Source organism: Pseudomonas sp. MN1F, from assembly GCF_009391885.1.
GTDB lineage: Bacteria > Pseudomonadota > Gammaproteobacteria > Pseudomonadales > Pseudomonadaceae > Aquipseudomonas.
Genome location: NZ_VZII01000008.1, coordinates 204887 through 228619, shown reverse-complemented (window position 1 = coordinate 228619; position 23733 = coordinate 204887). Strand labels below are relative to the sequence as shown.

Annotated in this window: 16 protein-coding genes; 6 read left to right on the top strand and 10 right to left on the bottom strand. The window is 65.4% G+C overall.

The genetic code is table 11. From position 1 onward, the window contains the following. Positions 1-29 precede the first annotated feature (29 nt). Together F6X59_RS05660 and F6X59_RS05655 are read right to left on the bottom strand one after the other, a co-directional pair. Entirely contained in the window at positions 30-3152 is a 3123-nt protein-coding gene (locus F6X59_RS05660; RefSeq protein WP_152955210.1) for an efflux RND transporter permease subunit, read from the bottom strand. 11 nt (positions 3153-3163) lie between these two features. Further along, complete coding sequence (locus F6X59_RS05655; protein WP_152955208.1) at positions 3164-4333, bottom strand: efflux RND transporter periplasmic adaptor subunit; 1170 nt, start codon at positions 4331-4333, stop codon at positions 3164-3166. 183 nt (positions 4334-4516) lie between these two features. Between F6X59_RS05655 and F6X59_RS05650 the strand changes: the two genes are divergently transcribed. Then, positions 4517-5218: a response regulator transcription factor gene (locus F6X59_RS05650; RefSeq protein WP_060507321.1), complete on the top strand. Its 702-nt coding sequence runs from the start codon at positions 4517-4519 to the stop codon at positions 5216-5218. Positions 5219-5224: 6 nt separating this feature from the next. Further along, the gene (locus tag F6X59_RS05645; protein WP_152955205.1) at positions 5225-6523 is read left to right on the top strand and encodes an ATP-binding protein; all 1299 of its coding nucleotides are present in this window, start codon (positions 5225-5227) and stop codon (positions 6521-6523) included. On the opposite strand, the gene F6X59_RS05640 is transcribed toward F6X59_RS05645, so the two are convergent. The 5 genes from F6X59_RS05640 to wecB are packed head-to-tail and all read right to left on the bottom strand — an operon-like array spanning position 6426 to position 14795. Continuing rightward, positions 6426-7589 (bottom strand): GGDEF domain-containing protein, encoded by a 1164-nt coding sequence (locus F6X59_RS05640; protein WP_152955203.1) that lies wholly within the window; start codon positions 7587-7589, stop codon positions 6426-6428. The genes F6X59_RS05645 and F6X59_RS05640 overlap by 98 nt on opposite strands. A 42-nt stretch (positions 7590-7631) precedes the next feature. Beyond that, a complete protein-coding gene (locus tag F6X59_RS05635) occupies positions 7632-8471 on the bottom strand; it encodes a DUF4434 family protein (protein ID WP_152955201.1) in 840 nt (279 codons plus the stop codon). Then, on the bottom strand, positions 8471-11473 hold the full coding sequence (locus tag F6X59_RS05630) for a phage receptor (protein ID WP_152955199.1): 3003 nt from the start codon (positions 11471-11473) through the stop codon (positions 8471-8473). Before F6X59_RS05630 ends, F6X59_RS05635 begins: the two co-directional genes overlap by 1 nt. Next, positions 11470-13644, bottom strand: a complete 2175-nt coding sequence (gene nrfB / locus F6X59_RS05625; protein WP_152955197.1) for a cyclic di-3',5'-guanylate-activated glycosyltransferase NrfB — start codon at positions 13642-13644, stop codon at positions 11470-11472. The genes F6X59_RS05630 and nrfB overlap by 4 nt, the downstream gene beginning before the upstream one ends. Continuing rightward, positions 13641-14795: a non-hydrolyzing UDP-N-acetylglucosamine 2-epimerase gene (gene wecB / locus F6X59_RS05620; RefSeq protein WP_152955195.1), complete on the bottom strand. Its 1155-nt coding sequence runs from the start codon at positions 14793-14795 to the stop codon at positions 13641-13643. The genes nrfB and wecB overlap by 4 nt, the downstream gene beginning before the upstream one ends. 268 nt (positions 14796-15063) lie before the next feature. Between wecB and F6X59_RS05615 the strand changes: the two genes are divergently transcribed. The 3 genes from F6X59_RS05615 to yiaY all read left to right on the top strand — a co-directional run bounded on the left by F6X59_RS05615 (position 15064) and on the right by yiaY (position 18468). After that, complete coding sequence (locus tag F6X59_RS05615) at positions 15064-15495, top strand: PACE efflux transporter (protein ID WP_152955194.1); 432 nt, start codon at positions 15064-15066, stop codon at positions 15493-15495. A gap of 183 nt (positions 15496-15678) precedes the next feature. Then, positions 15679-17241: a threonine ammonia-lyase, biosynthetic gene (gene ilvA / locus F6X59_RS05610; RefSeq protein WP_152955192.1), complete on the top strand. Its 1563-nt coding sequence runs from the start codon at positions 15679-15681 to the stop codon at positions 17239-17241. Positions 17242-17319: 78 nt separating this feature from the next. Then, positions 17320-18468 carry an L-threonine dehydrogenase gene (yiaY, locus tag F6X59_RS05605; RefSeq protein ID WP_152955190.1) on the top strand — a complete coding sequence of 383 codons (1149 nt, stop codon included), beginning with the start codon at positions 17320-17322 and terminating at the stop codon, positions 18466-18468. Positions 18469-18536: 68 nt separating this feature from the next. Here the strand turns inward: yiaY and F6X59_RS05600 are convergent, their stop codons facing one another. The 3 genes from F6X59_RS05600 to F6X59_RS05590 all read right to left on the bottom strand — a co-directional run bounded on the left by F6X59_RS05600 (position 18537) and on the right by F6X59_RS05590 (position 21985). After that, positions 18537-19724, bottom strand: a complete 1188-nt coding sequence (locus tag F6X59_RS05600) for a hypothetical protein (protein WP_152955188.1) — start codon at positions 19722-19724, stop codon at positions 18537-18539. A gap of 63 nt (positions 19725-19787) precedes the next feature. Beyond that, positions 19788-20255 carry a VOC family protein gene (locus F6X59_RS05595; RefSeq protein ID WP_152955186.1) on the bottom strand — a complete coding sequence of 156 codons (468 nt, stop codon included), beginning with the start codon at positions 20253-20255 and terminating at the stop codon, positions 19788-19790. A 110-nt stretch (positions 20256-20365) separates the two neighbouring features. Beyond that, positions 20366-21985 carry an NADP-dependent glyceraldehyde-3-phosphate dehydrogenase gene (locus F6X59_RS05590; protein ID WP_152955184.1) on the bottom strand — a complete coding sequence of 540 codons (1620 nt, stop codon included), beginning with the start codon at positions 21983-21985 and terminating at the stop codon, positions 20366-20368. 159 nt (positions 21986-22144) lie between these two features. Here F6X59_RS05590 and F6X59_RS05585 point away from each other — a divergent pair, with 159 nt between their 5' ends. Further along, complete coding sequence (locus tag F6X59_RS05585) at positions 22145-23725, top strand: bifunctional diguanylate cyclase/phosphodiesterase (RefSeq protein WP_256669080.1); 1581 nt, start codon at positions 22145-22147, stop codon at positions 23723-23725. Positions 23726-23733 lie beyond the last annotated feature (8 nt).

The following is a 23733-nucleotide window of genomic DNA, read 5'->3' as shown; positions in this document are numbered from 1 at the left end:
CCCTCTCATTCAACGCCCGGCTTGTCCAGTCAGGCTTCGCGGGTCTGCGTCTGCTCTGTCTTGGTACGGCCGCGTCCGCTCAGGCGCATCACCACCACGAAGAACACTGGCACGAACACCACCGCCAACGTGGCGCTGAGCATCCCGCCGATCACTCCGGTGCCGATCGCCTGCTGGCTCGCGGAGCTTGCGCCGGTGGCAATGGCCAATGGCACCACGCCAAGGATGAACGCCAGCGACGTCATGACGATCGGCCGCAGGCGCAGGCGGGCGGCCTGTAAGGCGGCGTCGGCGGCGTCCACGCCCTGGTCGACCAGGTGCTTGGCGAACTCGATGATGAGGATGGCGTTCTTCGCCGACAGGCCGATCAGGGTAATCAGGCCGACCTTGAAGAACACGTCGTTGGGCATGCCGCGCAAGGTCACCGCCAGCACCGCGCCGAGCACGCCGAGCGGCACCACCAGCAGCACCGCAGTGGGGATCGACCAGCTTTCGTACAGCGCCGCCAGGCACAGGAACACCACCAGCAACGACAACGCCATCAGCAGCGGCGCCTGGCTGCCGGACAGGCGTTCCTGCAGCGACAGCCCGGTCCATTCCAGGCCGGCACCGGCCGGCAGCTGGGCGACCAGGCGCTCGACCTCGGCCATGGCTTCACCCGAGCTGTAGCCCGCCGCCGGTTCACCGGAAATCGCCACCGCCGGGTAGCCGTTGTAGCGGGTCAGCTGCACCGGGCCGCTGACCCACTTGGCCTGGACGAACGCACCGAGGGGCACCATCTTGCCGCTGTTGTTGCGCACGTGGATTTTCAGCAAGTCTTCTACCTGGCTGCGCTGATCGCCTTCGGCCTGCACCACCACCCGCTGCATGCGGCCCTGGTTGGGGAAGTCGTTGACGTAACTGGAGCCGACGGCAACGTCCAGCACCGAGCCGATGTCGGCGAACGACACGCCCAGCGCGTTGGCCTGGCGGCGGTCGATTTCCAGTTGCACCTGTGGGCTTTCGGCCAGCGAAGCCTCGCGCACGTTGGCCAGCACCTTGCTCTTGTGCGCGCCGGCCAGCAGTTCGTCACGGGCGGCCATCAGCGCCTCATGGCCCATGCCGCCGCGGTCCTGCAGGCGCAATTCAAAGCCGGTCGACTCGCCCAGGCCGTCGATCGGCGGCGGCAGCACGGAATAGGCCACGGCGTCCTTGAGCTGGGTGAAGGCCAGGGTTGCCCGGTCGGCGATCGACTGCGCGCTGTCGTCGGCACTGCGTGCGGACCAGTCCTTGAGCGTGGTGAAGGCCAGTGCGGCATTCTGGCCGCTGCCCGAGAAACTGAAACCGAGGATCAGCGTGGTGTTGCCGACGCCCGCCTCCTCGGCGTTGTGCGCCTCGATCTGGGCGGCCACCTGCTCGGTGCGCATGCGGCTGGCGCCCGGTGGCAGCTGGATATCGGTGATGGTGTAACCCTGGTCTTCGGTGGGCAGGAACGCGGTGGGCAATTGGCTGAAGCCATAACCCAGCACGGCCAGCAGCACGCCATACAGCAACAGGTAGCGGCCACTGCGCTTCAGCGCTTGCAGCACCCAGCGCTGGTAGCCGTTGCTCATGCTTTCGAAGCGGCGGTTGAACCAGCCGAAGAAGCCTTTGCGCTCGTGGTGTTCGCCCTTGGCCAGTGGTTTGAGCAGGGTGGCGCACAGGGCTGGGGTCAGGCTCAGGGCGAGGAACGCCGAGAACAGGATCGACACTGCCATCGACACCGAGAACTGTTGGTAGATCACCCCCACCGAGCCCTTCATGAAGGCCATCGGCAGGAACACCGCCACCAGCACCAGGGTGATGCCGACGATGGCGCCGCTGATCTGGCCCATGGCCTTGCGCGTGGCCTCCTTGGGCGGCAGGCCTTCCTCGGCCATGATCCGCTCGACGTTCTCCACCACCACGATGGCGTCGTCGACCAGGATGCCGATGGCCAGCACCATGCCGAACAGGGTCAGCACGTTGACCGAGAAGCCCATGGCCAGCATCACGGCGAAGGTGCCCATCAGCGCCACCGGCACCACCAGGGTCGGGATCAGCGTATAGCGCAGGTTCTGCAGGAACAGGAACATCACCGCAAATACCAGCAGCATGGCTTCGAACAGGGTGTTGATGACCTGCTGGATCGACACCTTGACGAACGGCGAGGTGTCGTAGGGGATGTCGTACCTGACCCCTTCGGGGAAGTAGCGCGACAGCTCTTTCATCTTCGCCCGCACCAGGGTGGCGGTTTCCATGGCATTGGCGCCGGGTGCCAGCTGCACGCTGAAGGCAGTGGCCGGCTTGCCGTTCAGGCGGGTGCCGTACTGGTACTCCTGGGCGCCGATCTCGACCCGGGCGACATCGCCGACGGTGACACTGGAGCCGTCCGGGTTGGCGCGCAGGACGATGGCGGCGAATTCCTCGGGCGTGCCCAACTGGCCGCGGACCACCACGTTGGCGGTGATTTCCTGGGTGCCGCGGGCGGGCAGGTCGCCGATGCTGCCGGGGGCGACCTGGGCGTTCTGTGCGGCAATGGCTTCGGCCACGTCATTGGGGGTGAGGTTGAAACCGATCAGCTTGCGCGGGTCGATCCAGATGCGCATGGCGCGCTCGGAACCATACAGCTGCGCCTTGCCGACGCCCTTGAGCCGGCGGATCTCGTTCATCACGTTGCGCGCGAGGATATCGGACAGCGCGGTTTCATCGAGGCTGCCGTCCTCCGAGGTGAGGGTGCCGAGCAGCAGGAAACCGGTGGACACCTTCTCCACCTGCAGGCCTTGCTGGGTTACCTGGCGCGGCAGGCGTGACTCGACCACCTTGAGGCGGTTCTGCACATCGACCTGGGCCAGGTCGGGGTGGGTGCCAGGCTCGAAGGTGGCGGTGATGGTGGCGCTGCCCAGGCTGCTCTGCGACGAGAAGTACAGCAGGTTGTCGGCACCGTTGAGCTCCTGCTCGATCAGGCTGACCACGCTTTCGTCCAGGGTCGCCGCCGAGGCGCCCGGGTACACGGCGTAGATTTCCACCTGCGGCGGTGCCACGTTGGGGTACTGCGCTACCGGCAGCTGGGGGATGGCCAGGGCACCGGCGAGCAGGATGAACAGCGCGACTACCCAGGCGAAGATCGGGCGGTCGATGAAGAACTGCGGCATGGGTCAGGCCCTCACTGGCCGTTGTGCTGGACGATGGACTGAGCGTCGGCGTCGACCTGTACCTGGTCGCCCGCCTTGACGTGCTGCAGGCCTTCGACCACCACTCGCTCGCCGGGCGCCAGGCCCTCGCTGACCAGCCAGCGATCACCCTGGGCGTTGCCCAGCACCACCTGGCGTTCGCTGATGCGCGACTGCGCGTCGACCACCAGCACCTTTGGCACCCCGGCACTGTCACGCAGGATGGCGCGTTGCGGCACGCTCAGGCCTTTGGGCTGCACGGCCTGTTCCAGGCGCACGCGCACGTAGCTGCCCGGCAGCAGGTCGAGGTCCGGGTTGGGGAATTCGCTGCGCAAGGTGATCTGGTTGGTGCTCGGGTCGACGCTGATGTCGGAGAACAGCAGCTTGCCCGGCAGCGGGTAGGCACTGCCATCGTCCTGGATCAGGGTGGCGCGGGCCTGGCCGTCGCCGGCCTGCTGCAGTTCACCGGCGCGCAGCGCACGGCGCAGGGCGTTGAGTTCGCGGGTCGACTGGGTGACGTCGGCGTGGATCGGGTCGAGCTGCTGGATGGTCGCCAGCGGCGTGGTTTCGTTCTGGCCGACCAAGGCGCCTTCGGTGACCAGGGCGCGGCCGATGCGTCCGGAGATGGGCGCAATGACCGTGGCATAGCCCAGGTTCAGGCGGGCGCGCTCCAGCGCAGCCTTGGCTTCGGCAACGGCAGCGTCGGCCTGGAGGAAGGCGGCGCGGGCGTTGTCGTACTCCTGACGGCTGACGGCCTTGTCGTCGACCAGCTGGCGGTAGCGCTGCTCTTGCAGGCGGGCCTGGTACAGCGTGGCTTCGGCCTTGGCCAGGGTTGCGCGGGCGCTGTCGTGGTCGGCCTTGAACGGCGCCGGGTCGATGAGGAACAGCACATCGCCCTGTTTGACGTCGCTGCCTTCGCGATAGACGCGCTTGAGCACCACGCCTGCGACCCGGGCACGCACCTCTGCCGTGCGCGGGGCGAGGATGCGCCCGCTCAGCTCGGTACTGATGGCCAGGGGCTGCAGTTGCAGGGTTTCTACCCGCACTTGCGGCGTGGGTTGTTGTTCGTCCTGCTCGGCCGAATCGTCGCAACCGGCCAGGGGCAGTGCGAGAAGCGCCACGAGCGCCACGGGGCGCAGGCGCGGGGGGAGGGTAATAGGCATGCGGATCTTCCGATGATGACCCTGCCTATGCTAAGGCAACCGTTCCTCGGATGGCTGTTAACAGCTGTAGGACCTGTGTGAAAAAGTGTTAAGAACAGTCCTACCGGTTTGTAGGTTTCTATATTCTGCGAGTACCTGTTCCGGCCTCATCGCGGATGAATCCGCTCCTACAAGCAAAACTCTATGCCCAACATTCTTTTGGTCGAAGACGACAGTGCGCTGTCCGAGCTGATCGCCAGTTACCTGCAACGCAACGATTTCCATGTGCGGGTGATTGCCCGTGGCGACCATGTGCTGGACGCTTTCCGGCAGGACAACCCCGATTTGGTGATTCTCGACCTGATGCTCCCCGGTATCGATGGCCTGCAACTGTGCCGCCTGCTGCGCCAGGAATCGCAGAGCCTGCCGATCCTGATGCTGACCGCCCGCGACGATAGCCATGACCAGGTGCTGGGCCTGGAGATGGGCGCCGACGACTACGTGACCAAACCCTGCGAGCCCCGCGTACTGCTGGCCCGCGTGCGCACCCTGCTGCGCCGCAGCAGCGTCAACGAACCGCGCCTGGACAACCACCAGATCCTCATCGGTGGCCTGCGCATCGACCTCGCCGAGCGCCTGGTCAGCTGGCGTGGCGAAGAGGTGGAACTGTCCAGCGGCGAATACAACCTGCTGGTGGTGCTGGCGCGCAACGCCGGTGTGGTGCTCAGCCGTGACCGCATCCTCCAGCAGCTGCGCGGTATCGAGTTCAACGGTACTGACCGCTCGGTGGACGTGGCCATTTCCAAGCTGCGCCGCAAGTTCGACGACAGTGCCGGCGAGGCGCGCAAGATCAAGACCGTGTGGGGCAAGGGTTACCTGTTCAGCCGTGTCGAGTGGGAGTGCTGACGCGCCATGCTGAAGATTCTGGTGCGCCTGTATCTGGTGATCATCGTCGCTTACGCCGGGGCGTTGCTGTTGATTCCGGACGCCATCGTCGGCCTGTTCCACGACCGCTTCATGGCCTACAACCTGGACCAGGCCAAAGGTGTGCAGTCGCTGATCGTCCGCCAGTTCCGCCAGGTGCCAGAAGCGCAATGGCCAGCGGTGGAGCAGGACCTGGCCAGGGCCTTCGCGCCCTTGGAGGTGAAACTGCTGCGCAGCGAAAAGGCCGGCCTGAGCCCGCAGGAACAGGCGCGCCTGGAGCACGGCCTGTACGCCGTGCGCATCGGTGACTGGGGCTATTACCAAACCGTGCTGGCGCCCCTGGACAAGGATTGGCTGGTGAGCCTGCACGCACCGCCGGACCCGCTGGACATCAACGTGTTGTCCTGGGGCGTGACCGTGCTGATCGGCGCAGCCATGCTCGGCTGCCTGCTGCTGTGGGTATGGCCGCACTGGCGCGACCTGGAGCGCCTGAAAGAGACCGCCCGGCGCCTGGGCCAGGGGCGGATGGCCGAGCGTACGCACATCTCGCCGCACTCGAACATCGGCGAACTGGCCGGCGTGTTCGACACCATGGCCAGCGACCTCGAACGCCATGTCAATCAGCAGCGTGAGCTGCTCAACGCGGTCTCCCATGAGCTGCGTACACCACTGACCCGGCTGGATTTTGGCCTGGTGCTGCTGTTCGACGAAGTGCCCCCGAGCAGCCGCAAACGCCTGCTGGAACTGGTCGGGCATGTGCGCGAACTGGATGAGCTGGTGCTCGAACTGCTGTCGTACAGCCGGCTGTACAACGCCGACCAGGCCCGTGAGCGGGTCGAGGTGTCGTTGCTGGAGCTGGTCGACAGCGTGCTGGGCGGCTTTGCCGAAGAGCTCGATGCTCGGGGTATCCAGTGGGAGGTACAGGCCGAGGACAATCTGCCACGCTTTGTGCTGGACCCGCGCCTGACCGCCCGGGCCGTGCAGAACCTGGTGCGCAATGCCATGCGCTATTGCGATCAAAGCCTGTTGCTGAGGATGCGTCTGGAAGCGGACGGTGCCTGCCTGTTGACCGTGGAAGATGACGGCATCGGGATCCCGGCCGAGGAACGTGAGCGGATCTTCCAGCCGTTCTACCGCCTGGACCGCAGCCGCGACCGCAATACCGGCGGCTTTGGTCTGGGCCTGGCGATCAGCCGCCGGGCGATCGAGGGGCAGGGTGGGACACTGACCGTGGCGCAGTCGGCGCTGGGTGGGGCGCAGTTCCGGATTCGGCTGCCAGCTGGCTAGTCCACAGCACGAAGCGGTCCTTGCCACTGTGCTTGGCTTCGTACAGCGCCTGGTCGGCGTGTATCAGCGCCATGCTCAGTGTGTCACCGCGGTCTACCCTGGCCAGGCCGATGCTGATGGTTACCGGCGGTACGCCAAGATCGTCGCGCACGCGCTTGCACAGTGCCGCCACGCATCGCTCGGCAGCCTGCTGATCCAGCCCGGCGAAGAAGATGGCGAACTCCTCGCCACCCAGCCGGGCAAATTCGTGCCCAGCCCCCCCTGCCTTGATATGCAGCGCTACCCGCTTGAGCACCTCATCGCCCACGTCATGCCCGAAGCGGTCGTTGACCCGCTTGAAGTTGTCGATGTCGATCATCGCGAGGTACTGGCCAGGGGTGGCCAGGCGCAACTGGTGCTCGGCGTTGGTCATGAACGAGCGGCGGTTGGGTATTTCGGTCAGGGCGTCGAAGTAAGCCTGCTCCAGCAATACCTTGGACAGGTAGAAGTTGTGCAGCTTGGCCTGGCGCATCTGCAGATAGCTGTAGATCACCAGCCCGCTGAGGAACAGCGCGTAGCTCAGCAGCATGGCACCTTCGAGCTGATCGACGTCAATGCGGGTGTGGTAGAAGGGGCTGAGCATGGCCCAGGTGATGACCATGGCGCAAAAGAACGACCAGCGCCGCACCGGCAGCACCGACACGGCATACAGCACGGTCGACACGCCGAGCACCAGCCACACCGGGCGCAAGGGTTCGGGAATGCCTTCGATCACCAGGCGCATGCCCAAGGTGATGACGGCGATGAACAGCAGGTTGAGCACATCGAAATGGTGGCTGCGCCGGGTGAAGCGCAGCACCACGGTGAGGCAGCAGAGCAAGGCTATGAACAGGTAGGACAGCCAGGTGAAGCCCTGGCCACCGAGGAAGCTGACGATCAGGTCGAAGACCAGCCAGATGGCGATGCTGATGCAGAACACCAGCATGCAGAACGGGCGCATGGATTCGAATTCGTGCTGGCGGAATTCGGCGCGCAAGGCAGCGGGGGCGACCTGCTTGCGCACGTGCGCTTCGATGGTTTTGAACATCGGGGGGCTCCTGGGAGTACTGCATGGCCGGTACAGGCCGTCTCAATTCTGTGGCAGAACACCCCGGGCCCAAGGCCGGTAGCGCAGCGCAAACACCGCTTCGGCATGGCACCCTGCATTCAGCTTCGGCTCTGCAGGTTCAGCCCGGAACGTCTGCCCCGCTGCACTTACCTGGCGAAACGCCTCGCGCACCACTCCCACCCGGCACGGCAGCGCCTGTTCGTAGCGCTGGCGCACCAGTGCTGGCAACCGCCCGGTCCCGGCGCCGTCCTGCCACCACACAGTCAAGCCCAACCCGGCCAGTTGATCCAGCCAGGCGCCATGGACCCGCGGTGCCAGCTTGCCTGCGCTGAACGCGCTGATGTGCAGCGGCTTGTCCAGCCGCCGGTTGAAGGCCTGCAACTGGTTGTACAACGCCTCGCGGCGACTGGCATCGCGAAAGTGCAGGTCGTCCAGCTCCATGGGCAGGTACCAGCCGGCGACGGGCAGTTGCCAGCCTTTGCGAACCTGCTGGTACTGGCCCAGCGAACGGCCCAGTTGCGACTTCCAGTAATTGCCCAGGCCGTCACCGTCGAGTTCGTCGATGCGCTGGTAGTAGGCCGGGTCCAGGTACAGCCCGAGCACCAGTTCCAGGCCTTGGGCGTGGGCCTCGCGCAGGCTGTTGGCCAGCCAGCCCTGGGCACCGCCGAAATCACTGTCGCCATAGGCACTCCACTGCACGATCAGGGTCTTGCCGCCTTGCGCCTTGGTGGCGCGCCACAGTTGCTGCCATTGCCCCGGGGTCACGGCGGCATCGCGGTTCAGCGGCTGGTAGAACAGGCGCTGGTCGGCCAGGGCCGGCAGGCAAAGGGCGAGCATGCAGATTGCCAGGAGCGTACGCATCAGAAGGTCATCTCCGCGCCAACCAGCACGCCATTGGCGCTCTTGTAGAGGTTGCCACCCAGCGACTGCTGGTATTCGGCACGCACTTTCAGTGAGCCGCGGTAGGCGTTGTAGCGGTCGTCGTCGAACCACCACTGCCAGCGCACACCAACCCCGGCGCGGGCGTCCTGGCGCCAGTCGTTGCTCGGGTCCTGGCTGGAGAACTCGAAGAAGCCGTAAGGCATCAGCGTTTGTGGCGAGTGGCCGGGCAGTTTCCAGGCATGGCCCTGCTGGTAGCGCGACAGCCAGGCGTGGTCGCCAGCGCGGGTCCACCAGGCGGCATCGAGGTAGAGGAAGCGCTCGTTCCAGTCGTCCTGGTCGACTCGCCAGTCGTTGCGCCAGTCGCCCTGGTCGAGGAACGAGGCGGTGGCGCGCAGCAGCAGGTCGTTGCTCGATTCGGCGTGCTGGCGCAGGTCGCCCCAGTTACCGCCGACCTTGGCCGGGCTCAGCAGTTCGCCAAGGCTCAGGCCGCTGTAGTGGTCGTCGTCGATCTGCCGTTGGTGGTACAGCTCGGCATACAGGTTGAGGTTGGCCTGGCCGAGCGGCTTGTAGCGCAGGCCGACGCCGGTGCCCATGCTTTGCGCATAGTCCGTGCGGCTCTGGCCGCCGAACAGTACCCGGCCGTAGACCGACAGGGTACTGCCGTTGCGGCTGGGTTCCTCGCCCAGGGCGTGGTCCCACATGGCCAGCTGCACGTTCTGCGATTGCGCGCGCCGTGAGGTGCCGCTGCGCTCGCCGTTGTCGAGGAACTTGTCGTTGGTCGAGGTGCCTGCCGGCGACCAGGTGCTGGCCAAGGTGATGGTGTCGCGCCGTGACAGGCTTTCGTGGGCGCGGCGCTGGCGGTACTTGCGGGCTTCGAGGCTGCCGTACTCGTCATCGGCATCGACCAGATTCTCTTCAACGTCGAGCACCCGGCGCAGCTCGCGGCGGGCAGCGGCGCTGTTCTCGGCTTCGTCGTAGCGCAGTGCGAGGGTCTCGCCCAGGCGATAGTCCTCGGGAAAATCGTGGGTGGCGCGTTCCAGATAAGGGATCGACTGGCGGCGCTGGGCTTTGTCTGACGAGCCGGCCAGGCGCATGCCGTAATCGGCACGATAACGCGGCTGGTCGGGCGCCAGGCGCACGGCTTCGGCCAGCCAGGCGCTGCTCTGTGCGTTGTCGCCGGCCAGCTGTGCGGTGCTGGCGGCGGCGTAGTAGTGGTCGGCGCGCGGGTTGTGTGCCAGCGCCTGGCGCTGGAAGCCCAGCGCCACTTGCAGGTCGCCCTGAGCTTGCGCGATGGCGGCCCCCAGTGCCCAGTCATCGGCGCTGTTGTGTGCGGCGGCGTCCCAGTAGCGGCGGGCGGCGTCGGCATCGCCGGCATTCAAGGCCCCGCGTGCGGCGGTCAGGCGGGCGTTGTCGTTCCAGGCGCTGGCCGGCAGGTTGCGCCAGATCGGCTGGGCCGCTTCGGAATCACCAGCGGCTTCCAGCGCATAGGCCAGGGGCAGGCGGTTGCCACGGTCACCCAGACGTTCGGCGGCCTGGTAATACACCACCGCCTCACCGGGTTGATCGGGCATGGCGCAGCGGCCCAGGGCGCGGTACTGGCCGGCTTCGCTCGGGTTCGCCGGGATGGCCCGGCGCACGGCGTCGCACTGGCCGTTTTCAGCCAGCCGGCCGAGCAACTGGGCGCGGGTATTGGCGTCGACCCTGGGGATCAGCCCGAGCATGCGCTGGCTGTTCAGCGGGCCATCGTTGCGCGCATAGATAGTGCCCAGGCGCTGCAGCAGGGAAGCTGTCAGGCGCCCTTGGCGACGGTCATAGGCCTGTTCCAGCAAGGTGCGGGCGTGTTCGCCCTGGCCTTGTTGCAGCAGGAGGAATGTGGCTTGCTCAAGCGCCGCCAGGTCCCCGCTCTGGCGGTAGCGTCTTTCCCATTCGGCGGCCGTGCGGGGTTGGGGCGGCTGCACCGGGTCGCCATACAGGCGCTGCTTGAGCACCGCATAGGCTCGCGGGTCTGCGTTGGCCGGGCAGTCCTTGAACTGTTCGCGGGCGACGTCCGGGTCACGGCGTGACAACCAGTCGACGGTCTCCAGGCAAGGCCGCTGCAGCGCGTTGCTCAGGCGCCGTACCAGTGGCGCGTCATCACCTTCACGGGCCAGCTCCCACAACTGCTGGCGTTGCTCAGGTTGCTGCAACTGCTCGGTGGGCAGTTTTTCCAACCAGCGCTGCGCCAGCTGGTTGTGACCGACGGCGATGGCCCGATTGGCCATGGCCAGGCGGGTCTGGTTGGCCACTTCAGGGGAGGGCGCGCTTTGCAGCAGCTGTTCCAGGCCTTTTTCGTCGACTTGCTGGACATAGGCATTGGCCAGGCGCTGCCAGTCTTCGGGCGGCAGTTGGCCCTTGTCAGCCAACGGTTGCAGCTGGTCGATGGTTTCCTTCCAGTTGCGCAGCTGCTCGGCGAAGTTGGCGCGAGCCAGGCGCAAAACCTGGCCATCGTCGCGCGGCGGCAGCTGGTTGAGCCATTCCAGGGCCTTGCCGGCGCCGCCAAACTTGGCCAGGCTCAGGCTGTAGGCCTGCCACAGGCGCACGTGCCGGGCGCCATCGGTGCTGGCCAGCCAGCTTTCCACCTGGCTGGCCGCGGGCGGGTCCTGCTCGATCCAGGTCAGGCGCAGCTCCTGCAAGGCGTTGGCATATTCGGGGCCATTGCCAAGCTGCTCGGCGATGGCCTCGGCGTCCTTGTAGCGGCGCTGGTGGGCCAGGGCCTCGACCAACAGCGTACGGGCTTCATCGTTGTTCGGTACCCGGCTGAGTACATGGCGGGTCAGGCGTTCGACTTCGGCCCAGTTGTCCTTCTTCGCTTCGCGGTAGCTGCGTTCCATGAACGGGTAGCTGGTGAAACGCTGGAACTCGGTCATGGGGGCTGCCTGGGTCGCCAGCGCGGTGGAACACAGCAACAGCCCGGAAAGGGTGAGGGAAAGACGCGGCTTCATGCCACCTCCCGGGTCAGGTCAAAGGCAGCCTGCTGTTCGCTGGCCTGTTCGGCGAGGGCCTGTTGCAGCACCTCTTCGGTAATGATGCCGCGGGCGATCAGGTGCTCGCCAAGGCTCTGCTGCTCGGGGTCGAAATCGATCAGTGCCTGGTTGAACAGGGTGACCGGGACCATGCCGCGTACCTGCAGGAGGGCGCCCAGCATGACCTGGTGGTGGCTGACCCGCTCGATCAGATCGGCATCATCCTGGTGGCGCTCCAGCACCGCGAGCATGTCGTGGGTTTCGGGCGTCTGCCAGGGGCTTGGGTAGTGATAGCGCAGGCCCAGAGTGACCCGGCCCTGGGGCGCCAGGCGGCAGCTGACCGGGCGTTTCAGTTGGCGGCTGATCACCCCCAGCGACACCTGGCTGACCGGGCTTTCGCTGGCCAGCACCAGGGTGTTGCCGTCTTCGGCGACCGGCAGCACGCCATAGTGGGTGGCCAGCCGGCGAGGCAACTGGGCAATCAGGTGCGGGTCGAGCTTGAACGGGTTGAGCGGTGCCCAGGGCAGGTCGAGCTGTTCAGCCAACGTTTGCACAAGCTGCTCGCTGGTCAGCCAGCCCCGCAGCAGCAGCTCGCGGCCCAGGCGCCGGCGGACCGGGCTGGTGATCGCCTGCTCCAGCTGTTCTTCGGTGATGTAGCCCTTTTCCACCAGACGATGGCCCAGCGGTGTACGCGCCGGTGAAGCCAGGGCAGGGAATTCGTGGGTGGTCTTGTCCCACGCCACCCGCCGCGAATCGCCCATCTCCATGACCTGGCGCAGGGCACGCAGGTTGGCGAAGAAGTTGACGAAGTTGCTCCACATCATCCGCGGTGCCGACAGCAGGCCTTCGAAGATGCCGTAGTAGCGGGTGACGAACCAGCCGCGCTGGAACAGGCGGTTGACCAGCATCAGGCCGTTGAGCCAGAGCAGGGTGGTGAGCAGCCGGCTGTCGCTGAGGATCGACATGAAGCGCCAGGAGTCGGGGGCGATCACGGTCACCAGCCACATGGCCAGCAGCACCAGCAGCAACAGGTTGACCAAAAAGCTCAGCAGGTAGGCGAACAGGCCCCGGCGGTCGCGCCAAAGGAAGTAGTTGAGCGCGCCGGTGCGGCTCCAGCCGAGGTTGCTGGTGCCCTGGAAGACGATGCCGACGATCCACCGCGACTTCTGCCGGATGGCGTGCTGCCAGTCGCGCGGGAAGTGCTCGCGCACGCAGATCACCTGGGCGAACTCGCGGCTCATGCCCGGTCGCCACTCGTGCTTGAGGGCCAGCGCCGGGTCGGTGATGGAGTAACGGGCGAAAATGCACTTCATGCCCTTTTGCTTCAGGCGAAAACCGATGTCGTAGTCTTCGGTCAGGCTCTGCACGTCGAAGGCGATGCCATCGCCATCTTCGAGCAGGGCGCTGATGGCGCGGCGGCTGAAGCAAGTGCCAACGCCGGCACTGGGCACCTGGCCGGTCAGTGCTTCGCGCACGATCACGTCCTTGCCGTGGTTCTCGGCGAACTCGTCGACGTAGTGCCCGGCGGTGAAGCCCTTCCATTCCGGCGCGTAGGGGTATACCGGGATCTGGATCATGTCCTTGTTCGGCAACAGGTAGTTGAACAGGCGCAGCTCCATGGGCGAGATCACGTCTTCGGCGTCATGCAGGATGAACCCGGCGAACTCGATGCGGGCATCGTCCTGGAAGCGCAGGATGGCGTCGATGATGTTGTTCAGGCAGTCGGCCTTGCTGGTGGGGCCGGGGCGGGCGCAGACCACCTTGTGCACGTTCGGGTAATGCAGGCACACGGCGTCGACGTCGGCCTGGGTCTGCGGGTCATTGGGGTAGGTGCCAACGAAGATCTGGTAGTTCTCGTAGTCGATGGTCGAGGCCGCCAGGCGCGCCATCTCGCCGACCACGCCCACTTCGTTCCAGGCCGGGACCATGATCGCCAGGGGCTTTTCCGCGACTTCGAACAGGCGTTTCTCGTCGGCCTTTTCGTGTTTGTCGTAGATGCGAAAGCGCCGGATCAGTTTGCGGCTCCAGTAGCACAGGTCGATGAACAGGTCGTCGAGGCCGAGCAGGAACATCAGCGAGGCGAGGATGATCGCCAGGACCTTGAGGCCGTACAGCACATAGGTGAGGTAGTCGATGAAGGCCAGGCTCATGCGTCATCTCGCGGGTTGGCAGTTTCTGCAAACCAGCGCGTCAGGCGCTCGGCGATGCGCTCGCTGGCGTGGCCGTCACCAAACGGGGTATAGACCCGCGCCATGCGTGCGTAGGCCGCAGGGTCGTCGAGCAGCTGGCTGGTTTCCTCGACGATGCGTTCGGTCAGGGTGCCCACCAGCTTGACCGTGCCGCCCTTGAGCACGGCGGGGCGTTCGGTGACCTTGCGCAGCACCAGCACCGGCTTGCCCAGTGCCGGGGCTTCTTCCTGTACGCCACCGGAGTCGGTGAGGATGACCTGGGCGCGGTTCATCAGCCAGACGAAGTGTGGGTAGTCCTGAGGGGCGATCAGGTGGATGTTGCTGCGGTTCGACAGCACGCCATACACGGCCTTCTGCACTTGCGGGTTGAGGTGCACGGGGTAGACGAACTGCACGTCGGGGTAGCGTTCGGCCAACTGCGCGAGGGCCAGGCAGATGCGCTCGAAGCCGGGGCCGAAGTTCTCCCGGCGGTGGCCGGTGATCAGCACCATGCGCTGCTCTGGCCGCAGCGTGCTCAGCGGTGAGTCGGCGGCCGGCTGCCATTGCCGTTCGGCCAGGTGGTCGCGCATCCACAGCAGGGCGTCGATGACGGTGTTGCCAGTGACTTCGATATGCTCCGCTGGCACGCCTTCGCGGATCAGGTTGGCGTCCGAGTCACGGGTCGGGGTGAAGTGCAGGTCGGCGAGCACCCCGGTCAGGCGCCGGTTGGCTTCCTCGGGCCAGGGCTGCTGCAGGTTGCCGGTACGCAGGCCGGCTTCGACATGGCCAATGGGAATGTGCCGGTGGAAGGCCGCGAGGCTGGCGATGAAGCTGGTGGTGGTGTCGCCATGGACCAGCACGATGTCGGGCTTGACCTGGTCATAGGCCCGGTCGAGCTTGTCCAGCAGGTCCCGGGCCAGGCCATTGAGGGTCTGGTTCTGGGTCATCACCTTGAGGTCCTGGTCGACGCTCAGGCCAAAGGCGGTCAGCACCTGCTCGAGCATCTCACGGTGCTGGCCGGTGGAGCAGATGTGCAGGTTGACCTCGGGCCAGGTGCGCAGCACGCGGGCCAGCGGGGCCATCTTGATTGCTTCGGGGCGGGTGCCGAACACCATCATGACGCAATACGCCATCGTCTTGTTCCTCGTTCAATTCCCTGGACGAAGTTGTAGGACATGCCGCTGCTTGCAAGTGATAGATACAAGCAGTCGCATGCGGGGTTGTCCAATAGCTGACAGGTGTTCGTCGTGACAGGTTCATCGTTTGTGAGATCGAGCGCTGCGCGGGCGGCGCTCGATCTGCGCACCACCGCAAAACCCAAGACAGGCACCTGTGCGAACAACCTTTTTCTTCAGGCATTCATCTTGTACTTTGGTAGGTCGTTTCTCGAAGGAGCTTCACATGCAAGGCAAGGCGCGCAAGATCGTCCAGGCCATTCTCTACGAAGCCATCGCCGTGGCTTGCGTGGCGCCGGCGCTGGAGCTGGCGTTCGGGGCCGGGATGGCGCAGTCGACGGTGCTCTCGGTGCTGATGTCGGGCATCGCCATGAGCTGGAACATGGCTTACAACTGGGCTTTCGAGCGCTGGGAGGCACGCCAGCACAAGCGCGAGCGCACCCTGCTGCGCCGGGGGCTGCACGCGCTGGGCTTCGAGGGCGGGCTGGTGCTGATCCTGCTGCCATTGGTGGCCTATTGGCTGGAGGTCAGCCTGTGGGCGGCGTTGCTCACCAACATGGCCCTGTTCGTGTTCTTCTTCGTCTATGCCTTTGTGTTCCAGTGGGGCTTCGACAAGGTGTTCGACGTGCCGCTGTCGGCGCAACAAGCAAAGTGTTGACTTGGCCAAGCCAGGCGGGATAACGTCCTAACCCATGAAAACCTTCCCGCACGTGAACGCCATTATTATTACCGCCATTATCAGCTTGGCGGGCTAGCGCGTACGTGCACCGAACCCGCCCTGGAGGCGGGTTTCTTCTCTCTGACTCCTGGGCAACGTGAAAAAGCCAAGGAGTTGCAATCGATGACCAGCCTCAACGTCAGCCCTCGTACCCCGTCCACCGCGCAGCAATTGTTGTCGGAACAGGTGCGCCGCATTCTGTCCGCGCCGGTGTACGACCTGGCCATCGAGACGCCCTTGCAAGCTGCCCCCGCGCTGTCTGCCAGCCTCGGCAACCAGGTGCTGCTCAAGCGCGAAGACCTGCAGCCAACCTTCTCGTTCAAGATCCGCGGTGCCTATACCCGGTTGTCGCGCCTGACCACGGCCCAGCGCGAACGCGGCGTGATCACCGCCTCGGCAGGCAACCATGCCCAGGGCGTGGCCCTGGCGGCGGCGCACCTGGGCATGAAGGCGACCATCGTCATGCCCACCACCACGCCATCGCTCAAGGTCGAAGGGGTGCGCTCGCGGGGTGGCCATGTGGTGCTGCACGGCGAAAGCTTCCCTCATGCGCTGGCCCACGCGCTGAAACTGGCCGACAGCGACGGCGCAACCTTCGTACCGCCGTTCGACGACCCGGACGTGATCGCCGGCCAGGGCACCGTGGGCATGGAGATCCTGCGCCAGCAGCCGGGTGCGTTGGACGCGATCTTCGTGCCGGTTGGCGGTGGCGGGCTGATTGCGGGCATTGCTGCCTACGTCAAGTACCTGCGCCCCGAGGTCAAGGTGATTGGTGTCGAACCGGAAGACTCCAACTGCCTGCAGGCTGCCATGGCGGCCGGCGAGCGGGTGATCCTGCCGCAGGTCGGCACCTTCGCCGATGGCGTGGCGGTGGCGCAGATCGGCGCCCATTGCTTCGAGCTGTGCCGGCATTTTGTCGATGAAGTGGTGACCGTCAGCAGCGATGAACTGTGCGCGGCGATCAAGGACATCTACGATAATACCCGCTCGATCACTGAACCCTCCGGTGCCCTGGCCGTGGCCGGAATCAAGAAGTACGTGGCCCGCGAGGGCGTGCAGGGGCAGACCCTGGTGGCCATCGATTCCGGGGCCAACGTCAACTTCGACCGCCTGCGCCATGTGGCCGAGCGTGCCGAGTTGGGCGAGCAGCGCGAGGCGATCATCGCCGTGACCATTCCCGAGCAGCCTGGCAGCTTCCGGGCCTTCTGCCAGGCCTTGGGCAAGCGGCAGATCACCGAGTTCAACTACCGCTATTACCCGGGCAAGGAGGCGCGCCTGTTCGTTGGCGTGCAGACCCACCCGGTGCACGACCCGCGCGAGCAACTGCTGGCCAGCCTGCGCGGGCAGGGCTACAGCGTGCTCGACCTGACCGACAACGAGCTGGCCAAGCTGCACGTGCGTCACACCGTGGGTGGGCATGCAGCGCCAGGGGCCGATGAGCGGGTGCTGCGCTTCGAATTCCCCGAGCGGCCAGGGGCGCTGCTGGGCTTTCTGGAGCGGCTGGGCAAGCACTGGAACATCAGCCTGTTCCATTACCGCAACCATGGCGCGGCGCAAGCGCGGGTGTTCGCGGCGCTGGAAGTGCCGGCCGAGGAGCAGGCCAGCCTGCCCCAGGCGCTGGATGAGATGGGCTACCGCTACTGGGACGAAACCGCTAATCCGGCTTACCAGCTGTTCCTTGGCTAACGTTGCTCTGGATCAACATCCGCTGCATTGAACGAGCGGATCCTCGCTGGCAGACAGACCCACCAGGAGGATCCGGTCATGAGCAGCACCTTCTTCATCCCGCCCGTCAACATCATGGGCATCGACTGCCTTGACGAGGCCATGACCGCAATTGCCGGTTATGGCCTGCGCAAGGCGCTGATCGTTACCGACCAGGGCCTGGCCAAGGCCGGTGTCGCCGCTCGCATCGGGCGCATGCTGGCCTTGCAGGATATCGACTCGGTGGTGTTCGACGGCGCCAAGCCCAACCCCAGCATCGCCAACGTCGAGGCGGGCCTTGCCGTGTTGCTGCGTGAGCGCTGCGACTGCGTGGTGTCGCTGGGCGGTGGTTCGCCCCATGACTGTGCCAAGGGCATTGCCCTGTGCGCCACCAACGGTGGGCATATCCGCGACTACGAGGGCGTCGACCGCTCGCGCAAGCCGCAGCTGCCGCTGATCGCCATCAACACCACGGCGGGCACGGCCAGTGAAATGACCCGCTTCTGCATCATCACCGACGAGAGCCGCCATGTGAAAATGGCCATTGTCGACCGTAACGTCACGCCGATTCTCTCGGTCAACGACCCGGCGCTGATGGTTGCCATGCCCAAGGGGCTGACGGCGGCCACCGGCATGGATGCCTTGACCCACGCCATCGAGGCCTATGTGTCGACGGCGGCTACGCCGATCACCGACGCCTGCGCGCTCAAGGCCATCAGCCTGATCAGCGAGAACCTGCGCCAGGCGGTGAACGACGGCAACGACCTGCAGGCGCGGGAGAACATGGCCTACGCGCAGTTCCTGGCCGGCATGGCGTTCAACAATGCCTCGCTGGGCTACGTGCATGCGATGGCGCACCAGCTGGGCGGTTACTACGACTTGCCGCATGGCGTGTGCAATGCCGTGCTGCTGCCGCATGTGCAGCGTTTCAACGCCAAGGTCTGCGCTGCGCGCCTGCGCGATGTGGCCAAGGCCATGGGTATCAAGGTGTGTGGCCTGGATGCGGAGCAGGGCGCGGGGGCGGCGATTTCGGCCATCGAGCACTTGGCTGCGGCTGTGGGTATTCCGGCGGGGTTGGCGGAGCTGGGGGCCAAGCTTGAGGATGTTGGCATCCTGGCAGAGAACGCCTTGAAGGATGCCTGTGGGCTGACCAACCCGCGGCCGGCCAGCCAGGAAGAGATCGAGGGGATTTTCCGGGCGGCATTCTGATAGACGAGGATGTGTGGCTGTAACGGCCTGCTTCGCGGCTGAGTACCGCGAAGCAGGCGTCGCGGTACTCAGCGCTCACGCATGAAAAACCCGGCCACATACTTGCGGAAGGTCTCCAGGCTCTTGAAGTCCGCATAGCGCTTGAAGTTCTCGGCATCGGGCTCCGGCCCGATCGGCTGCTCCAGCAACGACACTGACAGCACCCGGTCCTGATCCGAGGTCAGCACCAGCTCATCCATCACCTGCCCACCGATCACCGGGCGGCGCATCAGCACCTTGACCCCTTTGCTGGCCATCCAGTCGATCAGCGACACCAGCGCCTTGAGTGGCTCGCGCTCTTCGTCGCGGTACACCGGGAACAGGTGCGCGCGCGACAGCACCGGCACGCTGGCCACGTGGATCAGCTCATAGAAGTGGCTGCCCGCCGTGGTCGGTGAGTACAGGGCCAGCGCCAGCAGCGGGCCTGACGCCCGGCTGCCGCCCCAGTACAGATGGTGCCCCTGGAAATCGAAGCCGTCCTCGCTGCGGTTGTTGAACAGCTTGCGCCCCTTGATCTGGTCGACGCAGTCCAGCAGCAGGCCATGGCGACGGTGGTTGCCGAACACCGTGGCTTCGCGCAAGCGGGACTTGAGCATCATCATGTGCTTCATGTCCAGGCGGGTTTCCAGGTAGTTGCTGGCCGGCACCCGTTCCAGCAACGGGTAGCGGCTGGCGACACTGCGCAGCTCGGCGAACTGGCCGGTGAGCTCTTTCTTCAGGTGGGTGGCATAGAGGTTCAGGCCGCTGGTCTCGATCCAGGTCAGCAGCAGCGACAACAGGCGCTGCTGCTCGCGGCGTTCACTGCCGTCGCCCCCGCCAGTAGCGCTTTCGCTGGTGCTGCGGTAATCACCGATCAGGCGCAGCGGGGTGTCCGGAGCCAGCCAGGCGGCGGGCACAGCTGGCTCGTCTTCTCGCTCGCTGGCTTCGCGCTCGTCCTTGGTGAACGGGCAGCCGGGCGCATGTTCGGCCGTGCCCGGGTTGTTCTTCAGAAACAGCGTGCCGGTGCTGCCATTGAGGGTGACATTGAGCACCGGCAAGGCATCCTTGCGGCAATCGCAGGCCAGCCACTGGTTGGCGCTGCGCACCTTCATCAGCAGCTGGTTGGCCTGCAGCAGGCGTGGCCCGGCGAGGCTGCCAGTGGCGAAACCGACCAGCAGTTCCTCTTCGGCCGGGGTCAGGCTGCGCACCTGCGCGGCGGTTTTGTCGATGATTCGCATGAGGCAGCTCCAAGCTACGAGCCTCAAGCTTCAAGCAAACGCGCCGCGCTTTCAACTTGTCGCTCAGCTGCCGCCGAACATCTTGGCAGCACGGGCGCGGATTTCGTCGGGGCTGAGGTCTTCCTTGTGGGTAGAGACGAACCACATATTGCCGAACGGGTCTTTCAGCGAGCCGCTGCGGTCGCCGTAGAACTGGTCCTTGACCTCGTGCAACTGCGTGGCGCCCGCCGCAATGGCCTGGGCATAGACCTTGTCGCAGTCCTCGACATACAGGTGCAGGCCCACCGCAGCGCCTGCGAGTTTCTGGCTGGCGGTCAGGCCGCCTTCCATGTCGCACGGGTCGGCGAGCATCAGCGAGGAATCGCCGATACGCAGTTCGGCGTGGCCGACCCGGCCATCGGGGCCTTCAAGGCGGAACATTTCCGTGGCGCCAAAGGCCTGCTTGTAGAACTCGATGGCCTTGGCGGCGTCGTTGATGGCCAGATACGGGGTGATGCTGTGCTGGCCTTCGGGGATGGGTTTGACAGCCATGTGCGAGTCTCCTTTGCAAGGGGCGCCGAGGGGCGCCCTGATGCTTAGAGTCGTCTGCGCAGAGGGAAAATCGACAGCAAGGCTAGAACGATTCTCTATAAGCACGGCTGTCAGAAGATGTAGTCGGTGGTCAGGAAGCTCGATTGGCGGTTACGGATGATTTCGCTGATCAACTCCTTGTTGGCTTCCTGGAAGCGGGTCGCGACCAGGGTGCGGATGGAGAACACGCGCAAGGCATCGTGCACCGACAGGGTACCTTCGGCGCTGTTCTTGCGGCCGTTGAACGGGTAGGTGTCCGGGCCGCGCTGGCACTGGGCATTGAGGTTGATGCGCCCGACCTGGTTGGCAAAGATGTCGACCAGGCTGCCGATGGTGGCCGGGTCGTTGCCGAACAGGCTCAGCTGCTGGCCGTAGTCCGAATCGAGCACGTAGTCGATCACGCTCTGCAGGTCGCGATAAGGCACCACCGGCACCAGCGGGCCGAACTGTTCCTCGTGGTACACGCGCATGTCGCGGTTCACCGGGTAGAGCAGGGCGGGGTAGAAGAACGAACCGCGGCTGAGCCCACCACCTTCATTGAGCACCCGTGCACCCTTCGCCTTGGCGTCGGCCACCAGCTGGTCGAGGTAGTCGACCTTGCCCGGCTCCGGCAGTGGGGTCAGCGCAACGCCAGGCTCCCAGGGCATGCCTGGCTTGAGCGCGGCGAGCTTGCGCTGGAACTTGTCGAGGAAGGCGTCGACCACGTCTTCGTGCACGAACAGGATCTTCAACGCCGTGCAGCGCTGGCCATTGAACGACAATGCGCCGGTGACGGCCTCTTCCACGGCATTGTCCAGGTCCACCTGTGGCAGGACGATGCCCGGATTTTTTGCATCCAGGCCCAGGGCTGCCCTCAGCCGGTGCGGGCGCGGGTGCAGTTTTTTCAGGTCGCTGGCCGCCTTGTGGGTACCGATGAAGGCGAACACATCGACCTTGCCGCTGGCCATCAGTGCGCTGACCGTCTCGCGGCCACGGCCATAGATGACGTTGATCACGCCCGGCGGGAAACTGTCGCGGAACGCTTCGAGCAGTGGGCGGATCAGCAGCACGCCGAACTTGGCCGGCTTGAACACCACGGTGTTGCCCATGATCAGCGCCGGGATCAGCGTGGTGAAGGTTTCATTGAGCGGATAGTTGTAGGGGCCCATGCACAGCGCCACACCCAGCGGTGCACGGCGGATCTGGCCAAGGGTGCCCTGTTCCAGCTCGAAACGGCTGGAGCGACGGTCGAGGTCCTTGAGGGCATTGATGGTGTCGACGATGTAGTCGCAGGTGCGGTCGAACTCCTTTTCCGAATCCTTGAGGTTCTTGCCGATTTCCCACATCAGCAGCTTGACCACGGCGCTACGCTGTTCACGCATGCGCGCCAGAAACGCTTCGACATGCTCGATGCGCTCGGCTACCCGCATTGTTGGCCAGGCGCCTTGACCTTTGTCGTAGGCGTTTACCGCCGCGTCCAGCGCGGTGAGGGCGGTGTCGGCGTCGAGCAAGGGGGCACTGCCGAGCACGACCTGGCGCTCGCCGTCCGCTTCCTTCAGCCAGACCGGGCTGCGCACCGTGGCCAGTGGCCCGTCCCAGCGCCTGAGTTCACCGTTCACCAGGTAGTCGCGTTGTTCCAGCGGCGCCCCCAGGCGCCAGGTTTCAGGAATGTTGTCGGCGGTTGGAAACAGCGAATCGAGCAGATGTTCCATGGGTACTGCACCTCACATGTCTGGACGGGTGAAACGCTTCAGCAGCGAGCATGCACCCTGGGCAAGAAAAACACCAGTCTGGCTCAATATTGCGCGCACCGCGCCGATACAGGGGCAATCGCCGACACCTGCAGGCTTATGACCTCGACCAATTCCCCGATGACCCACGAACCGACACCGACCACCGGCACGCTGCGTCGCGCCCTTCGCCGCTTGTTGCCGGTCGGCGTTTCCCTGGCCGGTATCGGCGTGTCCATGGCGCTTGGCCATGTGGACATCCAGCGCCAGCAAAGCCAGCAGGACGCAAGCCTGTTCCATTCGCCGCTGTTCTGGTTTGCCCTGACTTGCAGCGGCCTGCTCAGCCTGTTCATTGCCCAGATCAACCGCAAGCAGCGCCAGTTGCAGCAGCGTAACCGCGAACTGCAGCGTTCGCAGGCGCAGCTGGAACGCCTGGCGCATTACGACACCATCACCGGCTTGCCCAACCGGGTGCTGTTCCAGCAGCAGTTGGCCGAGGCCACTGCCGAAGGCCATGGCCTGGCCGTGCTGCTGCTGGATATCGACGGTTTCAAGCAGGTCAACGACAGCCTGGGCCACGCCATGGGTGACCTGCTGCTGCAGCAGGCGACCGCGCGCTTCCTGCAGGAACTCGACACCAGCGACCGGGTATGCCGGCTGGGCGGCGATGAATTCGTGTTCATGCTGCAGGGCACCCAGGGCCAGGTCAGCCACCAGTTGCGCGAACTGCTGCGCTGCCTGCAGCGGCCGTTCGACCTCAACGGCAATGCCGCACTGGTGAGCGGCAGCATCGGCCTGGCCTGGTGCCCGCAACATGGCGCAGACGTCGGCAGCCTGTTGCGCCATGCCGACACCGCCATGTATGCGGCCAAGGAGGGTGGCCGCAACGCCTGGCGCCCCTATCACCCGGACATGACGGCACGGCTGCACCAGCGCCTGGAGCTGGAGCGCAACTTGCGCCGGGCGTTGCAGGATAACGAGTTCGAGTTGTGGTACCAGCCGAAGGTCGACCTGTTCAGCGGTCAACTGGAAGGTGTCGAGGCTTTGCTGCGCTGGCGCGATCCGGAACATGGCCTGATTCCGCCTGGCGAGTTCATCCCGCTGGCCGAACGTACCGGCCTGATCATTCCCTTGGGCGAGCGCGTTCTTGATCTTGCCTGTGCACAGATGGCCGCCTGGCGCGCCGCCGATTGCCTGCCAGGCCCGCTCGCGGTCAACGTGGCGGCGCTGCAGATCGAGCGCAGCGACTATGTCTCGAGCCTGGCGATGGCGCTGGAACGGTACGGCCTGGCACCTAACCTGCTGGAAGTGGAAATCACCGAGAGCCTGCTGATGGAAAGCCAGCAACAGGCCTGTGCGGCCCTGGCCCAGCTGCAAGCCATGGGCGTGGCCACGGCGGTGGACGACTTCGGCACCGGTTATTCGTCGCTGGCGTACCTGCGTGCCTTGCCCATCGACCACCTGAAGATCGACCGGGCGTTCATCAAGGACCTGCCGGATGACGACGATGCGGTAGCCATCGCCCGGGCGATCATCGACCTGGGGCATGCGTTGGGCTATCGCATCACTGCCGAAGGGATCGAGACCCAGCAGCAGTATGACTTCCTGCGCAATGCCGGCTGTGACCAGGGCCAGGGTTACCTGCTGGGGCGGCCGATGCCGGCCGCCGAGTTGCAGAAGTGGGTGGCGCGCAACCCGCTCAGGGCGCAAATGCCGCGTTAGTGGCCGGG